This window comes from Arthrobacter sp. B0427-1-12 (assembly GCF_059092905.1).
In genome coordinates, this window is the sequence record NZ_JBNHIC010000014.1 from 1 (window position 1) to 16,778 (window position 16,778).

Annotated in this window: 11 protein-coding genes and 8 pseudogenes; 8 read left to right on the plus strand and 11 right to left on the minus strand. The window is 60.3% G+C overall.

All coding sequences use genetic code 11. The features are described from left to right. A pseudogene (locus AC5RWU_RS10450) lies at nt 1-383 on the plus strand (transposase); the annotation flags it as partial. Between the two features lie 50 nt (nt 384-433). Here the strand turns inward: AC5RWU_RS10450 and AC5RWU_RS10455 are convergent. Both AC5RWU_RS10455 and AC5RWU_RS10460 read right to left on the minus strand, forming a co-directional pair. Beyond that, nucleotides 434-901: pseudogene (locus AC5RWU_RS10455) on the minus strand (transposase); the annotation flags it as partial. Nucleotides 902-1,009: 108 nt separating this feature from the next. After that, nucleotides 1,010-1,765: a group II intron maturase-specific domain-containing protein gene (locus tag AC5RWU_RS10460; protein WP_494030719.1), complete on the minus strand. Its 756-nt coding sequence runs from the start codon at nt 1,763-1,765 to the stop codon at nt 1,010-1,012. On the opposite strand from AC5RWU_RS10460, the gene AC5RWU_RS10465 reads away from it, so the two are divergent. Next, nucleotides 1,654-2,577: a transposase gene (locus AC5RWU_RS10465; RefSeq protein WP_494030622.1), complete on the plus strand. Its 924-nt coding sequence runs from the start codon at nt 1,654-1,656 to the stop codon at nt 2,575-2,577. The two genes, AC5RWU_RS10460 and AC5RWU_RS10465, sit on opposite strands and share 112 nt — an antisense overlap. 20 nt (nt 2,578-2,597) lie before the next feature. On the opposite strand, the pseudogene AC5RWU_RS10470 reads toward AC5RWU_RS10465, so the two are convergent. Continuing rightward, a pseudogene (locus tag AC5RWU_RS10470) lies at nt 2,598-2,879 on the minus strand (transposase); the annotation flags it as partial. Nucleotides 2,880-4,131: 1,252 nt separating this feature from the next. On the opposite strand from AC5RWU_RS10470, the pseudogene AC5RWU_RS10475 reads away from it, so the two are divergent. Then, nucleotides 4,132-4,269: pseudogene (locus AC5RWU_RS10475) on the plus strand (hypothetical protein); the annotation flags it as partial. Between the two features lie 21 nt (nt 4,270-4,290). Here AC5RWU_RS10475 and AC5RWU_RS10480 read toward each other — a convergent pair. Then, nucleotides 4,291-5,349, minus strand: a pseudogene (locus tag AC5RWU_RS10480) (amino acid permease); the annotation flags it as partial. A 27-nt stretch (nt 5,350-5,376) separates the two neighbouring features. On the opposite strand from AC5RWU_RS10480, the pseudogene AC5RWU_RS10485 reads away from it, so the two are divergent. The 4 genes and pseudogenes from AC5RWU_RS10485 to AC5RWU_RS10500 form a co-directional block, all read left to right on the plus strand. After that, nucleotides 5,377-6,152: pseudogene (locus AC5RWU_RS10485) on the plus strand (IclR family transcriptional regulator). Nucleotides 6,153-6,712: 560 nt separating this feature from the next. Next, nucleotides 6,713-7,243: a GDSL-type esterase/lipase family protein gene (locus AC5RWU_RS10490; protein WP_494030623.1), complete on the plus strand. Its 531-nt coding sequence runs from the start codon at nt 6,713-6,715 to the stop codon at nt 7,241-7,243. 12 nt (nt 7,244-7,255) lie between these two features. Continuing rightward, nucleotides 7,256-7,543 (plus strand): hypothetical protein, encoded by a 288-nt coding sequence (locus tag AC5RWU_RS10495; RefSeq protein ID WP_494030624.1) that lies wholly within the window; start codon nt 7,256-7,258, stop codon nt 7,541-7,543. 90 nt (nt 7,544-7,633) lie between these two features. After that, a pseudogene (locus AC5RWU_RS10500) lies at nt 7,634-7,756 on the plus strand (IclR family transcriptional regulator); the annotation flags it as partial. A 53-nt stretch (nt 7,757-7,809) separates the two neighbouring features. On the opposite strand, the gene AC5RWU_RS10505 reads toward AC5RWU_RS10500, so the two are convergent. Continuing rightward, nucleotides 7,810-8,130 carry a hypothetical protein gene (locus AC5RWU_RS10505; protein ID WP_494036979.1) on the minus strand — a complete coding sequence of 107 codons (321 nt, stop codon included), beginning with the start codon at nt 8,128-8,130 and terminating at the stop codon, nt 7,810-7,812. A gap of 314 nt (nt 8,131-8,444) precedes the next feature. After that, the gene (locus tag AC5RWU_RS10510; RefSeq protein ID WP_494036980.1) at nt 8,445-9,986 is read right to left on the minus strand and encodes an S-layer homology domain-containing protein; all 1,542 of its coding nucleotides are present in this window, start codon (nt 9,984-9,986) and stop codon (nt 8,445-8,447) included. A 577-nt stretch (nt 9,987-10,563) separates the two neighbouring features. Between AC5RWU_RS10510 and AC5RWU_RS10515 the strand changes: the two are divergent. Next, a pseudogene (locus AC5RWU_RS10515) lies at nt 10,564-10,935 on the plus strand (IclR family transcriptional regulator); the annotation flags it as partial. Nucleotides 10,936-11,173: 238 nt separating this feature from the next. Here AC5RWU_RS10515 and AC5RWU_RS10520 read toward each other — a convergent pair. The 5 genes from AC5RWU_RS10520 to AC5RWU_RS10540 all read right to left on the minus strand — a co-directional run bounded on the left by AC5RWU_RS10520 (nt 11,174) and on the right by AC5RWU_RS10540 (nt 16,420). Beyond that, nucleotides 11,174-11,887 carry a GNAT family N-acetyltransferase gene (locus AC5RWU_RS10520; RefSeq protein WP_494030627.1) on the minus strand — a complete coding sequence of 238 codons (714 nt, stop codon included), beginning with the start codon at nt 11,885-11,887 and terminating at the stop codon, nt 11,174-11,176. Continuing rightward, the gene (locus AC5RWU_RS10525; RefSeq protein WP_494030628.1) at nt 11,884-14,313 is read right to left on the minus strand and encodes a hypothetical protein; all 2,430 of its coding nucleotides are present in this window, start codon (nt 14,311-14,313) and stop codon (nt 11,884-11,886) included. The genes AC5RWU_RS10520 and AC5RWU_RS10525 overlap by 4 nt, the downstream gene beginning before the upstream one ends. Before the next feature lie 798 nt (nt 14,314-15,111). Further along, nucleotides 15,112-15,417: a hypothetical protein gene (locus AC5RWU_RS10530; RefSeq protein WP_494030629.1), complete on the minus strand. Its 306-nt coding sequence runs from the start codon at nt 15,415-15,417 to the stop codon at nt 15,112-15,114. Nucleotides 15,418-15,471: 54 nt separating this feature from the next. Then, the gene (locus AC5RWU_RS10535) at nt 15,472-16,173 is read right to left on the minus strand and encodes a M12 family metallopeptidase (RefSeq protein ID WP_494036981.1); all 702 of its coding nucleotides are present in this window, start codon (nt 16,171-16,173) and stop codon (nt 15,472-15,474) included. 19 nt (nt 16,174-16,192) lie between these two features. Further along, nucleotides 16,193-16,420, minus strand: coding sequence for a hypothetical protein (locus AC5RWU_RS10540; protein ID WP_494036982.1), 228 nt, complete (start codon nt 16,418-16,420; stop codon nt 16,193-16,195). Between the last annotated feature and the right edge of the window lie 358 nt (nt 16,421-16,778).

Consider the following 16,778-nt stretch of genomic DNA (forward strand, 5'->3'; position numbering starts at 1 on the left):
TGCGCAACAGGCCCTTCTACGTGGTCATCGGGGTGAGCGTCAACGGTGAACGGGACATCCTGGGCATCTGGGCCGGAGACGGCGGGGAGGGCGCCAAGTTCTGGCTCGGGGTGCTCACCGAGGTCAAGAACCGGGGCGTGGAAGACGTGTGCATCGCCGTCTGTGACGGGCTGAAGGGACTGCCCGATGCGATCACTGCCGTCTGAGAGCTCGCCACGGTCCAGGCTTGCATCATTCACCTGATCCGCAACACGTTCCGGTTCGCCTCCCGGCACTACTGGGAGGAGATGGGCAAGGACCTCAAACCCGTCTACACCGCCCCGACCGAGGCAGCGGCCAGGGAGCGGTTCGCGGAGTTCGACGCGAAATGGGGCACCCAGTACCCTCGCAGGGGACTGCCCCGGGTTTTGTTGGCTCTCGGGGTTGATGGTTTTCAGGCGGCTTGAAGGTCGGTTTCGAGCGTCTCAAACTCTATCGGTCTGAGACGGCCGAGGGCCCGCTGGCGGAGCCGGCGGTGGTAGGTTTTTTCGATCCAGGTCACGATGGTCAGGCGCAGTTGCTGCCGGGTGGCCCAGCGCTGCCGGTCCAGGACGTTCTTCTGCAGCAGGGCAAAGAAGGACTCCATCGCGGCGTTGTCCCCGCACGCGACGACCCTGCCCATCGAACCGGTCAGCTCGTGGCTTTTGAGCGTGCGCACGAAAGCGGTGGAGCGGAACTGGGATCCGCGGTCGCTGTGCACGCCAGTTTCCTGCGGGGCCCTCAATGCGACGGCGTTGCACAGCGCGGAGACGGCCAGGGATGCCTTCATCCAGGAGTCGATGGAGTAGCCGACGATCCGGTTGGAGTAGACGTCCTTGATCGCGCACAGGTAGAGCTTGCCCTCGTCGGTGCGGTGTTCGGTGTAGGGTCGGACAGCAGCGCCCTGCCGGCCATTTCCGGCCGGTGGGTTTCTGCCGCCCGCCCTCCGCACCGGACGTGCCCATTCCTGGGCATCCGGCTCTCCACATGATCATGCCAATGCTGTTGTGGTCCATGGTGTGGGGATTCGGATTCCACGGTACTGGTAGCGGGTCACAGGGACCTGCCAGGCCCGGAAGAATCCGATTCCCTCGGCGCTGATTTCCCATCCGGGAAGGAAGCGCCGCACCAGGGTGTGCTTATTCAGTTTCGGGTGCCGTTTGCGCAGCCAGCCCGCGATCCTCCAGAAAGCGAAGTGATCGAGGTAGCTGAAGGTGTGTTTGGATACGCCGTGCTGAAAATAGTTGCACCAGCCCCGCAGCACCGGGTTGATCCGGCGCAGCAGGTCTGCCAGTGTCCGATGCAATCCCCTGCGGGTCAGTGTCCGCACCTTGTCCATGATCGATGCCAGTGACTTCCTGGACGGGTAGGTGTAGACGGCTGTTTTCCCGCAGTGACCCCTGATCCGGCGGCGCTGGATACGCCACCCCAGGAAATCGAACCCGTCATCGATATGGGTGACTTTCGTTTTCTCCACCGACAGGCGCAGGCCCATCGGCTTCAGGACCGCCGCGACTTCATCCCAGAGCGCTTCGGCATGGTCTCGTTCTCCGTTGACAAGAACCACAAAATCGTCCGCGTAACGGATAAGTTTCATGGTCGCTCCTCCGGAGCGGCGATGCTTGGCGCGGGTCCATGACGATCCAAGCGCTTCCCACTTTCGGTGGAAATGCCGGAAAAGTTCTCGCCGCCGTGGAAGGCACCTCCTCCTATGGCTCCTCCATCGTGGCGACCCTGGCCGCAGCAGGGATACCGGTGGCCGAAGTGCGGCCTCCTTCCCGCTCGTCCCGCGCCTACGGCGGAAAATCAGATGCCATAGACGCCGAGGCCGCAGCCCGCAGTATCCTTGGCTGCCGCACCTCGCACCTCATCCGGCCGCGGGCAGCCGGTGACCGGACCGCCCTTCGCATCCTGCTGGGCTCCCGGTCCCTGATCGATCACCTGCGCACCGCCGAGCGCAACGCGCTCACCGCCCTGCTGCGCACTGTCAGCCTGGGCATCGATGCCCGCCGGCCGCTGAACGATGCTCAGCTGAAAACCGTTGCCGCTTGGCGTGCACGCTCTGCCTCTTCCGGCACGCCCGATGCCGCGCCCCGGATAGCACGCACCGAAGCCAAAAGACTTGCCGTATCCGTCCTCGAACGCACCCGCCAGCTTGAGGAAAACAGCTCCCTTCTGCACAGGCAGGCCGAGGCCATCGCCCCCGGGCTTCAGGAGATTCCCGGCATCGGTCCGGTTACCGTCGCCATCATCATCTGCGCCTATTCCCATCCCGGCCGGATACGATCCGAAGCAGCCTTCGCCGCCCTGGGCGGGGTGGCACCCCAGCCGGCGTCCTCCGGAAACACCACCCGCCACAGGCTTAACCGCTCCGGAGACCGCCAGCTCAACCGTGCCTTCGACGTCATCGTCCGAACGCGCATGAGCTTTGACCCCGACACCAGGGCCTATGTCGAACGAAGCCTGACCAAAGGCAAAACCAAACGCGAGATCCGCCGGTCCCTTAAGCGATACATCTGCCGCTCAGTCTTCCGCCAGCTCCAGGCAATCATGGGTTGACACAACCCATAGAAGAGTCATTTTGGGGGCAGTTCCCGGGCGAAGAACGCCGCGGCCCGGCGCAGGATCTCGTTCTCCTGCTCCAGCAGCCGGATCCGTTTCTTCGCCTCCCGCAGTTCGGCCGCCTCCTTCTCCGTCACGCCGGGTGTGATGCCGTCCTCGATGTCGGCCTTTTTCAGCCAGTTATGCAGGTTCGCTTCGGAGAAGCCGAAGTCCTTGGCGATCTGCGCCAGCGGCGCCTCATGCTTGCGGGCCACGGCGACGACATCGCGGCGGAACTCGGCGGGATAGGGCTTCAGCACAGGAACATCCTTCCTGCAGGGACAGAATTCTCACAAGTCAGGAGTCAACTGAACCGGGGCAGTCCCAGCTTCGGGTGGCCTCTCATACGCGGTCGGCGCGTCTTCGATGCCTAGCCTCAGCAGCACGTAATCGTCCCCCCCGCGATGTTGTGGCTTTCCCTGGGGTGGACCACTGCGCCGCGGTAATGGACAGGACCGCAAGGTTCTGCTTCACCACGCAATGCCTGCTGCCAGGCACCCCGTGCAGGCCAAGGGGCAGCAGGTCTGGCCGGGTAACCGAGGAGCGGGGGGTAGCTGATCGAGCCGCTGATGGTGGCGGCACCGTGGCGGGCCGGGAATTACATCACGCCGTTGGCGCCGTTCTTGGCCCGAGCGCCGTTGGAGGTGGGGAAGGCGTTGGGGGCTCCGTCAGTCACTGCGCCCTTAGCGCGGAAGCTGGCGCATCTCAAAAGTGTCCTTTCCTGCCGCATCGTGCAGACACGGGGTGCTTATGCACGGGAAACGACAGAGCACGCTAGAAAAGGAATTGGAGTGGTGGGGTGTGACTCGCCAGCTTCTCGTTGATATTGACTTTGGCCGGTCTCGGCCAACGACACTGACAGCCCCCCGAAGCAGGAAACTCGACCGCTTCTTGAGGTCGCCCGCGTCGTTCTTGCCGCCATAATTCATGGAGGAGCGGGCGAAGAACGATCGTCATTCGTGACGGATGTGGCGGTTCGGCTTCCGGCGCATCTGACCGTCAGCGGGCGGCGTGCAGGTGTTTGAGCCAGGCCAGGTCGGTATGCAGATATGCCAGGGTGTATTCGGAACTGGGGGCGTCCAGCTCCAGCGTCACTGCGATCTCGCCGTCTTCCCGCGCGTAGTTCGCCTTCAGGTGCGGTCCCAGGCTCGGGGAACAGTTCGTGGATGGGGCCGCTCGCTTCCGGGGATGCGGAAAGATCCGGGCTGCCGGGAAGGATTTTCTCCGGACGGATGCGGCGGACCGCCGTGCACTGATCCATATCGAAATCGGCCTCGTGCTGCTCGCACCACGGCTGGCACGTCTGCTTCCTGATCATGTCGCTGTCCCCAAGTCCTCGTTGACGCTGGCAAATGCTGATCCCACCCTAAGGCAACGCGCGGCGCCAGGGGAGGAGGCCGGCGTCGTTATTTCCCGGCTCCGCTGACGCGGCGGCCCTTGCCAAGAGGTTTCTCCCTGTACCTAGGATGGTCCCGTCATCACTGGCACATACTCATCAGGGGAGTCATGACCTATCCCACCTGGCCGGAGTTCCGCCGGCTGGAGGCCGAGGGCCTGACTATGTGCGGGCAGATGAGTGCCGGTTCCTGGATCTACATTGGCACCCAGGGCATCCTGCAGCGAACGTACGAGACCTTTGCCGCCGTCGCACTTCCGCCCTGAAAGCCGGCGCTACCGCACCTGCTCCGCCTCAACATCGGCGGCCACCGCGGGCAGCCGCGCGGTCTCGTCCGGCAGGTCGGCGCGCTGCCGGCCGCGGCCCCTGACCCACAGTGTGTAGGCCACCACCAGCAGGCCGATCCACACGGCGCCGACCATCAGGGCTACGCGGGTGTCCGGGAAGAAGCCGAGCACGGCGATGACCAGGACCATGAAGGCGATCGCGGCCCGGGAGGCCAGCGGCCACAGCGGTACCGGGAATTCGGAAAGCGCCTTGCCGTTGCGGGCGATGTCCCGCTTCATGGCCACATGGGAGAGCAGGATCATCATCCACACCCAGACGGTGGCGAAGGTGGCGATCGAGGCGATGACCAGGAAGACGTCCTCGGGGATCAGGGCATTGAGGACCACACCGGCCAGCAGGACGATGCCCATGGTGAGCACGGTCATCCAAGGCACGCCGCTGCGGGTCACCTTGGCGAAGCCGGCGGGGGCGTGGCCCTGCTGGGCCAGCCCGTACATCATCCGGCCGGCGCCGAAGATGTCGCTGTTGATCGCGGACAGCGCGGCGGTGATGACCACGATATTGAGGATGTGCGCGGCGGCCGGGATGCCCAGGCCCTCGAAGATCTGCACGAAGGGGCTGCCCTCGCTGCCTACCTCGTTCCACGGGAAGAGGGTCATCAGCACGCCCAGGGTCAGCACGTAGAAGAGCAGGATGCGCACCGGGACGGTGTTGATCGCCTTCGGGATGGAGGTCTTGGGGTTGGCGGCCTCGCCGGCAGTGATGCCGATGGTTTCGATCCCGCCGAAGGCGAACATCACCACGGCGAAGGAGGCCAGCAGGCCCTCGAACCCGAATGGGAAGAAGCCGCAGTGGGCGGTGAGGTTGCCCAGCCCGGGTGCGGTGCCGCCGTCGAGCGAGAAGCCGAGGACGATGATGGCCGCGCCGCCGGCGATCATGGCGATGATTGCGGACACCTTGATTAGGGAGAACCAGAACTCCAGCTCGCCGAAGACCTTCACATGCAGCATATTCAGCGCCGCGATGAAGAAGATGATGGACAGCAGTTCCTTCTTCTTGCGTGCGGGGTGGCTATGGCGTCCAAGGTCCCGGCGGCGGAGAACACGCTGCGGATCCTCAAGCTGCTCGCCTCCCGGCGCGGGCCGGTGGCGGCGTCCTCCATTGCCTCGGCGCTGGAGCTGCCGCGCTCGAGCGTTTACCACCTGCTGGGGGTGATGGAGGCGAACGGCTTTGTGCTCCACCTGCAGGAGGAGCAGAAGTACGGGCTGGGGCTATCGGTGTTTGAGCTGAGCTCGGCCTACTCGCGGCAGGAGCCGCTGTCCCGGCTGGGCCGGCGGCTGCTGGCCGGGCTGCTGGACCGGATCGGCGAGAGCGCGCACCTGGCGGTGCTGCACGGCCGGGACGTGCTGTACATCGTGGAGGAGCGGGCGAAGAACCGGCCGTCGCTGGTGACCGACGTCGGGGTCCGGCTGCCCGCCCACCTGACGGCCAGCGGCCGGGCGATCCTGGCCGCGCTGCCCAAGTCCCAGACCCGGGCGCTGTATCCGAACGCGGCGGCGTTTGTGTCCCGGCATGAGACGGCGCATCCGATCACCCAGTACACGCACCTGCAGTCGCATCTGGACCAGGTGCGCCAACGCGGCTATGCCACCGAGGAGGGGGACGTTACTCCGGAGTTCGCGTCGGTGGCGGTGGCGGTGCGGGACCATTTGGGCTGGCCGGCGGCGTCGATCGCGGTCACGTTCCTGTCCAGCCGGGTGCCGGAGGGGAGTGGCCGGCGCTGATGGAGAAGGTGCGGCCGGTGGCGGAGGAGCTGTCGCGGCGGATTCTGGGGAAGAGCGGCCGCTAGTTGGTAGACCTTGAGGTAGTTAGGGGTAGCTGTTGCCGGGTAGACTCCCGAGGCTGTGGTTCCAGCGGTACATGAAGGCCGTGTATGACGCTCCGGCTGGCAGGGGCAGTAGTCTCTGTTCTCCAGCCAGCTACCTGTCCCAGGGTACGGCCAGAATTTGAGTTTCCCACTAGACAATGTCCCCACTCTCGGAAGGGAAGGACTTTTGTTTCCCGTCTTGTCCCGGGCGCTATGCCGGATAATTCTTTCCCCGTTTGGATGCATTACAATCAATCCATCTGTTGGGGGAATACTGGGGGAATCATGGCGCCGATTTACTGGCTCAAGGCTTGGTTTAGTGCACTATTGGACCCGGACGTGTGCAGTTGGTGCAAACAACCTGGCGCGCCGATCAGGCCGGCTACGTCCTATTCCTACTGTTCGGCTGACTGCATGGAAGCAGACGCCTGGGACCAAGAGGAAAGCCTCATTTAGGGCCGGTACTAGAGATAATTCTTTCCCCTTCAAAAGATGCCTTACGATCAATCCATCTACTGGGGAAATTCTTTGTTGGGGGAATCATGGCCTTGCGCCGCCGCGCCGTAATCATCGCTGCCACCGTTGCCGTTGCCGGAACCACTGTCGGCGGTGTCGGCTACAAGGCATTCAAGGACGCCGAACGGGACGAGTACAACCGGGCGCAGTGCGTGCGGATCAGCGAAGATGTCGAATCCCGGCACGACCAGGACCCTGTCACCACCGGCAACCCGGTCGCCGTGGTCCTCGGTGACTCGTACTCGCAGGCCATGGGCCTGCCGGATCCGCGCCAGGACAGCTGGGCGACCCAGCTGGGCGAGGCCGAGGGGTGGACCACGTATGTGAACGCGATCGGCCGCACCGGCTACACCAACGGCGGGTACTGCGGTTTGCAGGAGTTCGCCTCCCGCGTGGATACGGTCCTTGCCCTGGACCCGGAGATTGTCGTCATCCAGGGCGGTCTGAATGATGAGGAAGCCACCGCTGCCGAGGTCGAGGCCGCGGCCGATGCGCTGCTGGCCGAGCTGGCCGAAGTGCCCCGGGTGATCGTGCTCGGACCCACCGACGCGCCGTAGCGTGCCGGCCGGGTGGACCACGTTGAGACGGTTCTTGCTACGGCTGCCGCCGATGCGGGCCGGGAGTATGTCAGTTCCTACCCGGCGGTGATTGAGTACCGGGAGGATCTGCTGCACCCGACCTTGGCGGGCCACACCCAGTACGCGGAGTATGTGGCCCGCCTGATCGACAAGCTGAGGGCGGCTGGGTCGAGCCGGTACATGAGCCCGTTGGGGATACGAGCCGTGATGGATGAAGGTAATGGCCAGGTCATTCGGGGCCGCCTGCGCCGCCACTTCGGTGGCAATGGTGGCAGTTAGTGCCGTAACTGCGGTCACGGTCAGGCTGCCCGTCTGACAGCGCATGGTGAGGTAGAAGCGGAAGGACCTAACGCCGTCGTACGCCTGTCGGTGACGGACGTAGGGGTTCGGCTGCCGGGCCATCTGACGGCCAGCGGGCGGGCGATCCTGGCCACGCTGCCGAAGTCCCAGACCCGGGCTTTGTTCCCGAATGCGGCGGCGTTCATATCGCGGCGGATTCTGGGGAAGAGCGGTAAGGCCTGACTGCAGGCCTTACCCGCTCGCGTTCAGATGCCGGCTGGTCTCCCGCGCGTTTCGAGATCCTTGATGAATTCCCCGATGCTGGCATGCATGGCTTTGAGTCCGGCCAGGTCGGTGTGCAGATAGGCCAGGGTGTACATCGAGGCGGGGTCGTCCAGCTCGAGCGTTATAGCGACATCCTTGCCCTCCCGCGGGAAGTTCGCCTTCAGGTGCGCCGATCCTGCCTCAGGGAAGAGCTCGTTGATACTGTCCGGTTCGTTCGCGTCCGCGGACATATCCCCGGCTGGACTGCCGCCGGGAAGGTCCTTCTCCGGATAGATGCGGCGCACGGCTGTGCATTCATCCATGTCGAAGTCCGACTCGTGCTGTTCACACCACGGCTGGCATGTTGCTTTCCTGGTCATGTTGTTGCCCCCAAATCTTCATTGACTCTGGAACTCGTGGTCTCACCCTAAAACACGGATATCTCCCAGGAGAGGCGACATGCCCACCTGCGCGAGTTGCCGCCGTCGTTCTTTCCGTCTTGCTGTCCGTCAGCGGTCTGTGCAGTCCCCGCCGATCGGTGAAGCGAACTTCTATGCAGCGGCGCATTTTCTTCTCCCAAAATGAGATGGCCTGTCCTCACCGGAACCGGTGAGGACAGGCCGTGTTGCATGGGCTGCTAGCCGTTGGCTCGCTGGGTGTTCAGGCGGTACATGAAGGCCGCCATGGCATCCCGGTTGACGGGCTGGTAGGGGCGGTAGGTGTTGTCCTCCGGCCAGCCGGTGGAGATTTCCCGGTCCTTCATCCAGGTGATCTCCTTGTAGAACTGGTTGTCGTTCAGCAGGTCGGCGAAGGGCGACGCCGCCGGAACGGTGAAGTCCGGTTTGCCGGCGTGCCGGTACATGAAGGCCGCCATCGCGTCGCGGTTGATGGGCTGGTAGGGGCGAAAGGTCCTGGTGCCGTCCGCTTCGGTCCAGCCGGTGGAGATGCCCCGGGCGGCGAGCCAGGTGATCTCCTTGTAGTACATGTTGTCGGTGGCGACATCGGTGAACGGCGAGGCGGTCGGGGCAGTGAAGTCCGGCTTGCCGGCGAGCCGGTAGAGGAACGCGGCCATGGCGTCGCGGTTGACCGGGGAGACGGGGCGGAAGGACTTGGTGCTGTCCGCTTCGGTCCAGCCGGTGGAGATGCCCTGCTCGGCCAGCCACTTGATCTGGGTGAAGAACTGGTTGGCCTCCGCGACGTCGGTGAAGGAGGGGGCGGGAGTCTCGGGATTGAGATCGAAATTGATGTCCGTAAGGTGTTGGCCGCCCTCCGTGATGGTGAGAGGCGTCGCCGTGTCAAAGGACTGACCGCCGTACCAGACTTCGTTCCCCTCGGTGCCGATCGAGACACGGAGCTTGTAGGAACCCGGCAGCACGTTGGGCAGGGTGTAGGTGCCGTCGCCGTTGATCCAATTTCCTCCGGCGCTATACCCGAGGTCGTCCGCGGTCGAGGTATCGGCTCTAAACGCAGCGACATAGACATCGTTGGCGCCGGCGGGTACGGCTACTCTGCCGCTGATGCTCGAGGGCAGGACCATCGTGATGTCAATGCCCGTGATGTCCGTGCTGTAGCCGACGTTGATGGCGGTAGCCGTGGGGCGAATCAAACTGTCTTCATACCAGACGGAAAGGGCCTTGCCGGAAGTGTCTCGGAACAATAACCGGTAATCCCGCGGCTCCAGATTGGTGAACTGGTAAGTTCCATCTGCGGCAACCGCGGTTTCGGTGTCAGGGGCCAGTATGTTGATCCCGCTGTGCAGTTCGACTGTCACGTCGGCGAGGTCGACGCCCTCAGGCACAGTGACTTTGCCGCTAATCGTTCCCCGTGGCTCCAGCGTGGCATCAATGCCGGAAAGGTCCTCACCCGTGGCGAGCGTTATGGGATCTGCCGTCTCAAAAGAATACTTGCTCGTGAGCCATTGCTCCTGCATGCCCGTACCAGTGAACCGGATTTTGTAAGAGCCTGCTGGCAGCCTCGAGATCTTGTAGGCTCCGTCATCAGCAACATGCGCCTGGCCGACGGAGTTCCAGTTGTTCGGTGCGGCAGCGTCGAAGATATGAATACTCCGGGACGTTGAAGAAGTTACGCCCTCCGGCAGCGAAACGGTGCCGCTGACTGAAGCGCCCTTGACCACTGTGAAGTCGATGCCGGACGCCGTTTCACCGGCCGTAATCGTCACTGGCGTTGCTGTTTCCAAGGATGATCCGCCATACCACTGGTCAACAGTGCCACTGTGGAGGCCGATGACCTGCAACTTGTATGTACCCGGGGCAAGATCCGGGAACGCATATGTACCGTCCGCCGCGACGTCCGCCGAGAAATTAGTCATTGGCGAGTCAAATTGGTAGGCCTGAACCCACGTCTGATCGGCTTCAATGACTGTCGATACTGTGACGGTGCCGGTGATGGATCCTCCTGCAGGTGCGGCGACGGCCGCGGGTGCAGAGCCAATGATCATGAATGCGGCCAGGAATCCTGCGACGAGTGCGGCGATGCGCCTGAACCGATGCCTGTATAAGGCCAATGTATTTCCCCCTGTATTTTCCGGATCTCTCCGGTTATTGAACGTCTGTGCAGTACAGACCGATCTGAGAATAAGTTCCTCAAGTCGCAATACAAAATGTGACACGAAAGGTCCCGCTGGCTTCTCGTCGCCGTCAGTGGTTCTCCTAATCCCGCCCCCCTCAACCCAGCCCGCCGTCGTCGTACTTCACCCTTGGCGGCTGTCTGGCATCGTGGAGAGCACGTCACCGAAAGCCGGGCTGGTGGACAGGATCGGCGAGAGCGCGCACCTGGCGGTGCTGCACGGGCGGGACGTGCTGTACATCGTGGAGGAGCGGGCCAAGAACCGGCCATCGCTGGTGACCGACGTCGGGGTCCGGTTGCCGGCTCATTTGACGGCCAGCGGCCGGGCGATCCTGGCCGCTGGCGCCGAAGTCGCAGAAGCGGGCGCTGTATCCGAACGCGGCGGCGTTTGTGTCCCGGCACGAGGCGGCGCATCCGATCACCAAGTACACGCAACTGCAGTCGCACCTGGACCAGGTCCGGCAGTGCGCCTACGCCACCGAGGACGGGGAGGCACCCCGGAGGTCGCGTCGGTGGCGGTGGCGGTGCGGGACCATCTGGGAAAGCGCATCAGGTTAGCATGTCGGGTCCCGTAAGAAGAGGCCTAAACCCCTGACGGTTCACTGGTTGCTTAGGTTGACAGCGGCTTCCTCTCCATTGCCTCCGCCTTGGACCTGCCGCGCTTGAGCGTCTACCACCTGCTGGGGGTGATGGAGGAGAAAAGCTTTGGGCTCGATGCCTCAAATGTCTATCGAAAGGAAGTCAACGATCGGGCTAACGGCTACTCAAGACGGAGGCTACTCAAGAAGGACATGAAGTCGGCGGAAACTCTATATCGCGAATTTCAAATGTTGATACAGGAATCAATGAATTTAGTCGCTCAAACATTCTCGCGGTTTCAGCATCGTTTCTGATCCCGCCCTCCACTTCGTTCAGATAATTCGCAAAAAAATCTCTCAATGGTCTGGAATCAATTTTCAGGTCATCACATTCCTTAACGTAGGGCGGATCGGCATGAAGGCAAAGGAGCAACATTTCGGACACACGAGGGTAGTGCGGACGCAAGGCCGGTTGGAAGTACGGTATGTCCAATACCCGAGCACCTAGACTGCCATAGAAGCGAAGGCGACGAATTGGGTCGCCATACTCGGGGCTTGTCACGTGATATGCAGGATTTTCGACTTCGGCCAAGATGAGACAAGGCTGATAACTCCTCCTCCACTGCGACATTGCATGGTCGTAAAGGCCCTTGCCTATCCCCTTTCCCCGGAATAAGCGGTCCGTCACGAGGTATGACAGCAATAGGACCCTACTCGATTCTGACCACTCTGCAATAGCCACTGCTAGCGGTAATCCCAGTTCGGAATAGCAATAAAACGCTTCAACTCGGCCCGAGTCTAATCCTTGCTCTAAGGATTGCAAGTCTGCGAGTTCCTCTTCAGGAAAACTTGGACGTAGTAGCCGCACGTAGGCACTTCTCAACGCAAGGTGGTTCCGGTTGGTGACAATCTTCATTGGGGAATCACTCTGGAATGGTTGGCGCCTATGTCCGCAATAGGGGGATCTGACTGAGAGCGGCACGGTTGGTCGTTCTTCTTTTTACCGATAGGGGAAGGTTCCTGGCGAAGTCCATGCAATAGATAAGTCGTGAACCCGATAACGACGGCCACCAGTAAAACAAGGGCCACTAGAACAAGAGATTGTTCGTCCTCAAAATCGTAGCCATCTCGCACGATGGAAAAAAGACCAGAAAACCCTATCCCAGTAACAATGGCTAAGAAAATATCGATGCGAGTTCGGTTGGCGCGCTCAACTTTATTTTCCCGCTGCTCCTGCTCCTCGTGAATCCGGCTCAATCGTTGATCCGACAGGGAATGAAGTACGTCAGCCAGCACGTCGTCTACAATATTGATATAATCTCGCTGAAGCTTTTTAAAGTCTGCCGCGTTAAGCAATTCATCCAACGTTCTTCGCGCCACCGAGGAAGTGACCAATGAGGGCGAGGCGATAAACATGAGATCAAGTCTGCCATCTATTACAAATGTACGTAACTTGAAGGCTAGGTGCTCGATCCCTGACTGGTATTGCCCCAGACTCGCTGTTATTTCCTTTGCTCTCTCGTAATTCGTAGACCCAACATATTGTCCTTCACCAACGGCGTGCGAGATTTTCCGTAGGATATCTAGCTGCTCGTCAATCCGCATGCGAGCTTCACGGAGCGATCGTAAGTCGTCAGCCAATCTTCTGTTCCATGCGGAAAATAAACCGGGCAAGCTGACCGCGAATTCTGCTAGTTCAATCACTCCTTGTACTTGAAAATTGGGAGATCCGAAGGCGCAGACCAAAGTATTGTTCCCATTATCCAAGATAAGGCACTCGTCTAATTCGGGAGCATGAATAACTGTTCCGGACCCGGGCGATTGGGTGGCCCATTCCGTTATTGATCCGGCGCCGTAACGAACAGGGTTGGCGAGTAGTTGAAATCCAAACTTTGTGCGCAGTTCGCCGACTCTGTTCGTGAGGATGTTTGTGTTAGTACCGGGCCTCTGCCCACCAGCTTCCTGTATCCATACGATGGTTTTATAGGTGCCTGGCCGGAAGATGGCTTCGCATTTGCGATCCGCTGAAGAAAGCTGTTTCGGAAGCGCCTGAATTATACGGCGTGCGAAGTCAATGAGGTTCTTCCACGTTGCACCGGGGGAACCACGATTCTCTGTTTTTAGCGGAGCGCCCAATCTAGCACAATCTGAATATTGGGCCGACACCCTAGTGAGCGACCTGTAGAGGTCTTGGGCGTTTGCATCCCTAATTTCGCCTTCAATAAGTAGGATATGATTCCCCAACTCAGAGAAACGTAATTCAGGTATCAAACGTACATCGTTCTCATATTCGAAATCTGGCAAGATTAGGGCTGGCAGTCGGACTGCTGCCCCTCTGTATTCGCGGGTAAAGGGATCTTCGCCATTCCAAACATCGGCCAGCTTAAGTTCATTTTCAATCCTTAGGGATGCTACGCCATCGAGATGCCATTGAACCCGGTCGAGTGCGTCTTGACGAATTTTTTGAATTAGGTATTTGGGGCTTATGCCCAGCAGGCCAAAGGGATAAATGTAGAATATTTTTCCGCGTCTTACGTACAAGTGCGGTACGTGCGCCGCAGCACGCAGTCCTTCAAGACTGAGCCTGTGAGCACGGAGCTCTGTTCTGTCAATCGTGTCGGAACTGCTTTCTTCGGCAAGTTTTAGCTCTTCAATTGCAGAGTTCAGATCCACGTTTTCACTGGTAAAGTATTTTCGTGCTGCCTTCGCGGCTTTGGATAGGCTTTCGTAGTACTGCGTCTCTCGTTCTGCTACCTCTCTTGCGAATGCGGATAGCGGATTCGTCGAATACATCTCCACCTGGTGATTCAATCTCTGCGCTTCTTGCCAGGCGGACTCTGCTTGCTCTCCATGGAGTTTCAGCGATCCTGACGCAGCTGCAATCTCGACAGTAACCTCTCGTTTTAGCAGCCTAAGGAGGCCAAGTGATAACACACATTCCTGTGTGTTTCTTTTGCTAAAGAGAATAACAGCATCGATAATGCTGAGTATCGGCTCTGTTTTCCAAGTACATTCCCAGGCGTCGTTGCACAGTGCCCAAATGTAGAGGTTAAGCAGAGTGGTTGTGTCGTGTGTTTTACTTGCAACTGAGTATGCACGCCTCACTGTTCGTTCAATTCTTTTCTTTCGCTCCTTCAAAGATTCCCGGTCTTCTCCATCCCCGAGTAAGACATGTTCATTTTCTGTCCATGAGTTCCAGGTAGCGAGTGACGGAAGAGAGTCGAATTCAACCTGCTTGAATTCGCCAGAAATGGTCAGTACGTCCCTCAGCCAGTCCCTAATTGGTTCAATATCTCTGTGGATTCTCAGAGCCTGTATGGCGAGATCTGCGATTGGGTCCATTCGAGCCTCCGAGTTTTTCAGCAGTCAGGATTCCATAGATTTGGACGCAGGTCGCCGGTTATTCTTGTGGACTCCAGAACCCAGCGGCACGACATGGTCGGTGTGACGGTGGCCAATGCCGATTCCCTTCGGTGCTTTGATTGGCTGAAAATCATCGCTTGTCGCTCTGAAAGTAGTAGTTAGGCCAGTTAGCGTTGGCATGCATCCTAAGGGGAAGCCGTTACTGTGCCGTTACTGCAGGCTTTGCGGACTGCATGAACACACCTGTGCTGTGTCGTGGATTCGCTGACGAGAAAGTTCCCGTCTTTACCTGGACTGGGCAAACCCGAGGGCCCCGCACGTGCTGATCGCCAACTCCAACCTGGTGGGGGCTGGGCCACCTGGCCGGAATTCCGCCGGCTGGAGGCCGAGGGCCTGACCATGTACGGGCCCCGGAGGGATCTGCAGCGCGTTGACCTTCATCGTCACGCCCCCAATGAACTGACTTGAGTTGCGCTGATGTGGCCACCGTCAGCCTAGCGCGCGACGCGACAAAATAGGCGACCAACGCCTGTTGAACTCGCACAATCGACCCGGTCCGCCGTCGTCGTACACCACCCACTGGAGACTCCTGTAAGCACCTCCGCCAAACTCATGGGAGGGCTCTTCGAAAGGGAAGCGCGCCAGGGGAGCGTTCTGGTGCCACAGGCGGAGCTGAACGAAGCGAGCGGTGCCCGGGCAGCGAACCCAGACGCCGCCGTACTTCTTGAGTATTTGCACCTGATTGCAGCGTCGAATTTCAGCTGTTCGTGGTCCGTCTTACTCGACAACGACGTTCAGACTGTGGGTAATGGGCGACTGCCATGGGTCGCCCGTTACAATGTCGATCCCCGCCTGCCCTGGCATGACCGCCCGGAACAGAACGGTACTGGGTGCCCCCAGCGGGCTGAGCACCTGCCCATCGGTGCCCAGCACGCTGGTATTCAGTATCCCGATGAGTTCGACAGCTGTTCCTGTCCGGAGATGACCGCCCGTCGCGGCGAACCGGAGCACGTCCCCGACCTCGACCACAAGTTCCGCGGGTAGATCCTGCTGACTCGGCTCGAGGTCAATCAGCCGGCTCACCTCGTAGGCTCCTGGCGATCCGGGGCCTCGCATTCCTTCATGGGTTCACCCTTATCAGACGGAGACGTCCTCCGACTCATCCCATTCAATACAGTGCAGCGCGGCGTTCGTCTCGACGTTGTCGGTTATCGAGTGAAGGACCTTGGGATAGATAGTTCCGGCAAAGGCGAAATCGGTGGCATTGATGTCGAGACCGCCGCGGATCGGTTGGCCGTCATAGGTAATCTCCCCGGGTAGCTGGTAACACATAATGGAGTCCTGATCCGGATCCGTACCGATAATCGAATTGCCCCCCAACGGGGTCAGCACCTGCTGGTCGACCATGGTCTTGTCCCAGCCTTGCGCCCTGAGGAAGTACCTGTAGGCCTTCGCCGGATCAATGCGGGCGACCAGGGCTTTGCGCATATGTTCGTGCGGGAATCCGAGCGTGTGTCCAGCTTCGTGTCGAACGACCCGGCGGTACTCGTCTTCCGGGGTGTTCATAGTGAAACCTTCCAGATTCATGGTCTGTCGGTTCTGCGGTACGAGCTTGATGTCGGTTCCGAGATAGGAGTAGTAGCCTCCCGGTCCCCGGGAGATTCGCACATCGCCGATCCCATTGGTCTCGGCGAACGAGATGCCCGCGGTTTTTGTCCACGCATTCAAATGGCTGACGATTTGATTACGTAGGTCTGAAGGTGTGCTCTCCATGAAGCTCACCGACAGCCGCTTGGGCTGAGGCCCCCAGTACTTGGCCGTGTTGATGGTGGCCCTCATGGGCAGGTCTGTGGGCATGTTATCGACGGGGGGGGGGCAGTTCTAGTAGCGGTGCGTTGACCGGATAGATCCGCATTGCTACGTGGGCCGCTTTCTCCCACAACCGAGGCGGCAGTGTCATGATCCGGCAGCCGTCAGTCACACCGGCCTTGCCATCACCTGAGGTAGCAGCATTTTCCGTGAATCTCCTGGCTATGCGGCCAATCTGGAGCAGTGCATCCTGGATTTCGCTCTGGTTGGTTGTCATCAGGTTTCCTCCGCTTTCGTGCGTAATTTCTGGTTGGGCATGAAGGCTCACGAACCCTTGCTTCCGGCATTCAGAAATTCATCGGCAAGGTGGATCATTGCTGCCGCGTCCGTTCATGCTAGTGAACGCGGAACCCGGTGCGAGGAGGATGGTTCCGTCACTGTCCTCGACGGGAATCCGGCCCGAGGGCGAGCTGCGAAAAAGATTATCGAGCTGAGGGCCGGGCGTGCGCAGCAGTTCGTTGACAGCTGTGGCTGTATGTGTCATGAAGCCGGCTCTTCCCGCTGTGTTCACTCCACTGGGCCAGGAGAAAGGCAATCGGGGCCTTTGTCCTTCAAAGACAGTGAACCCGGCCGGC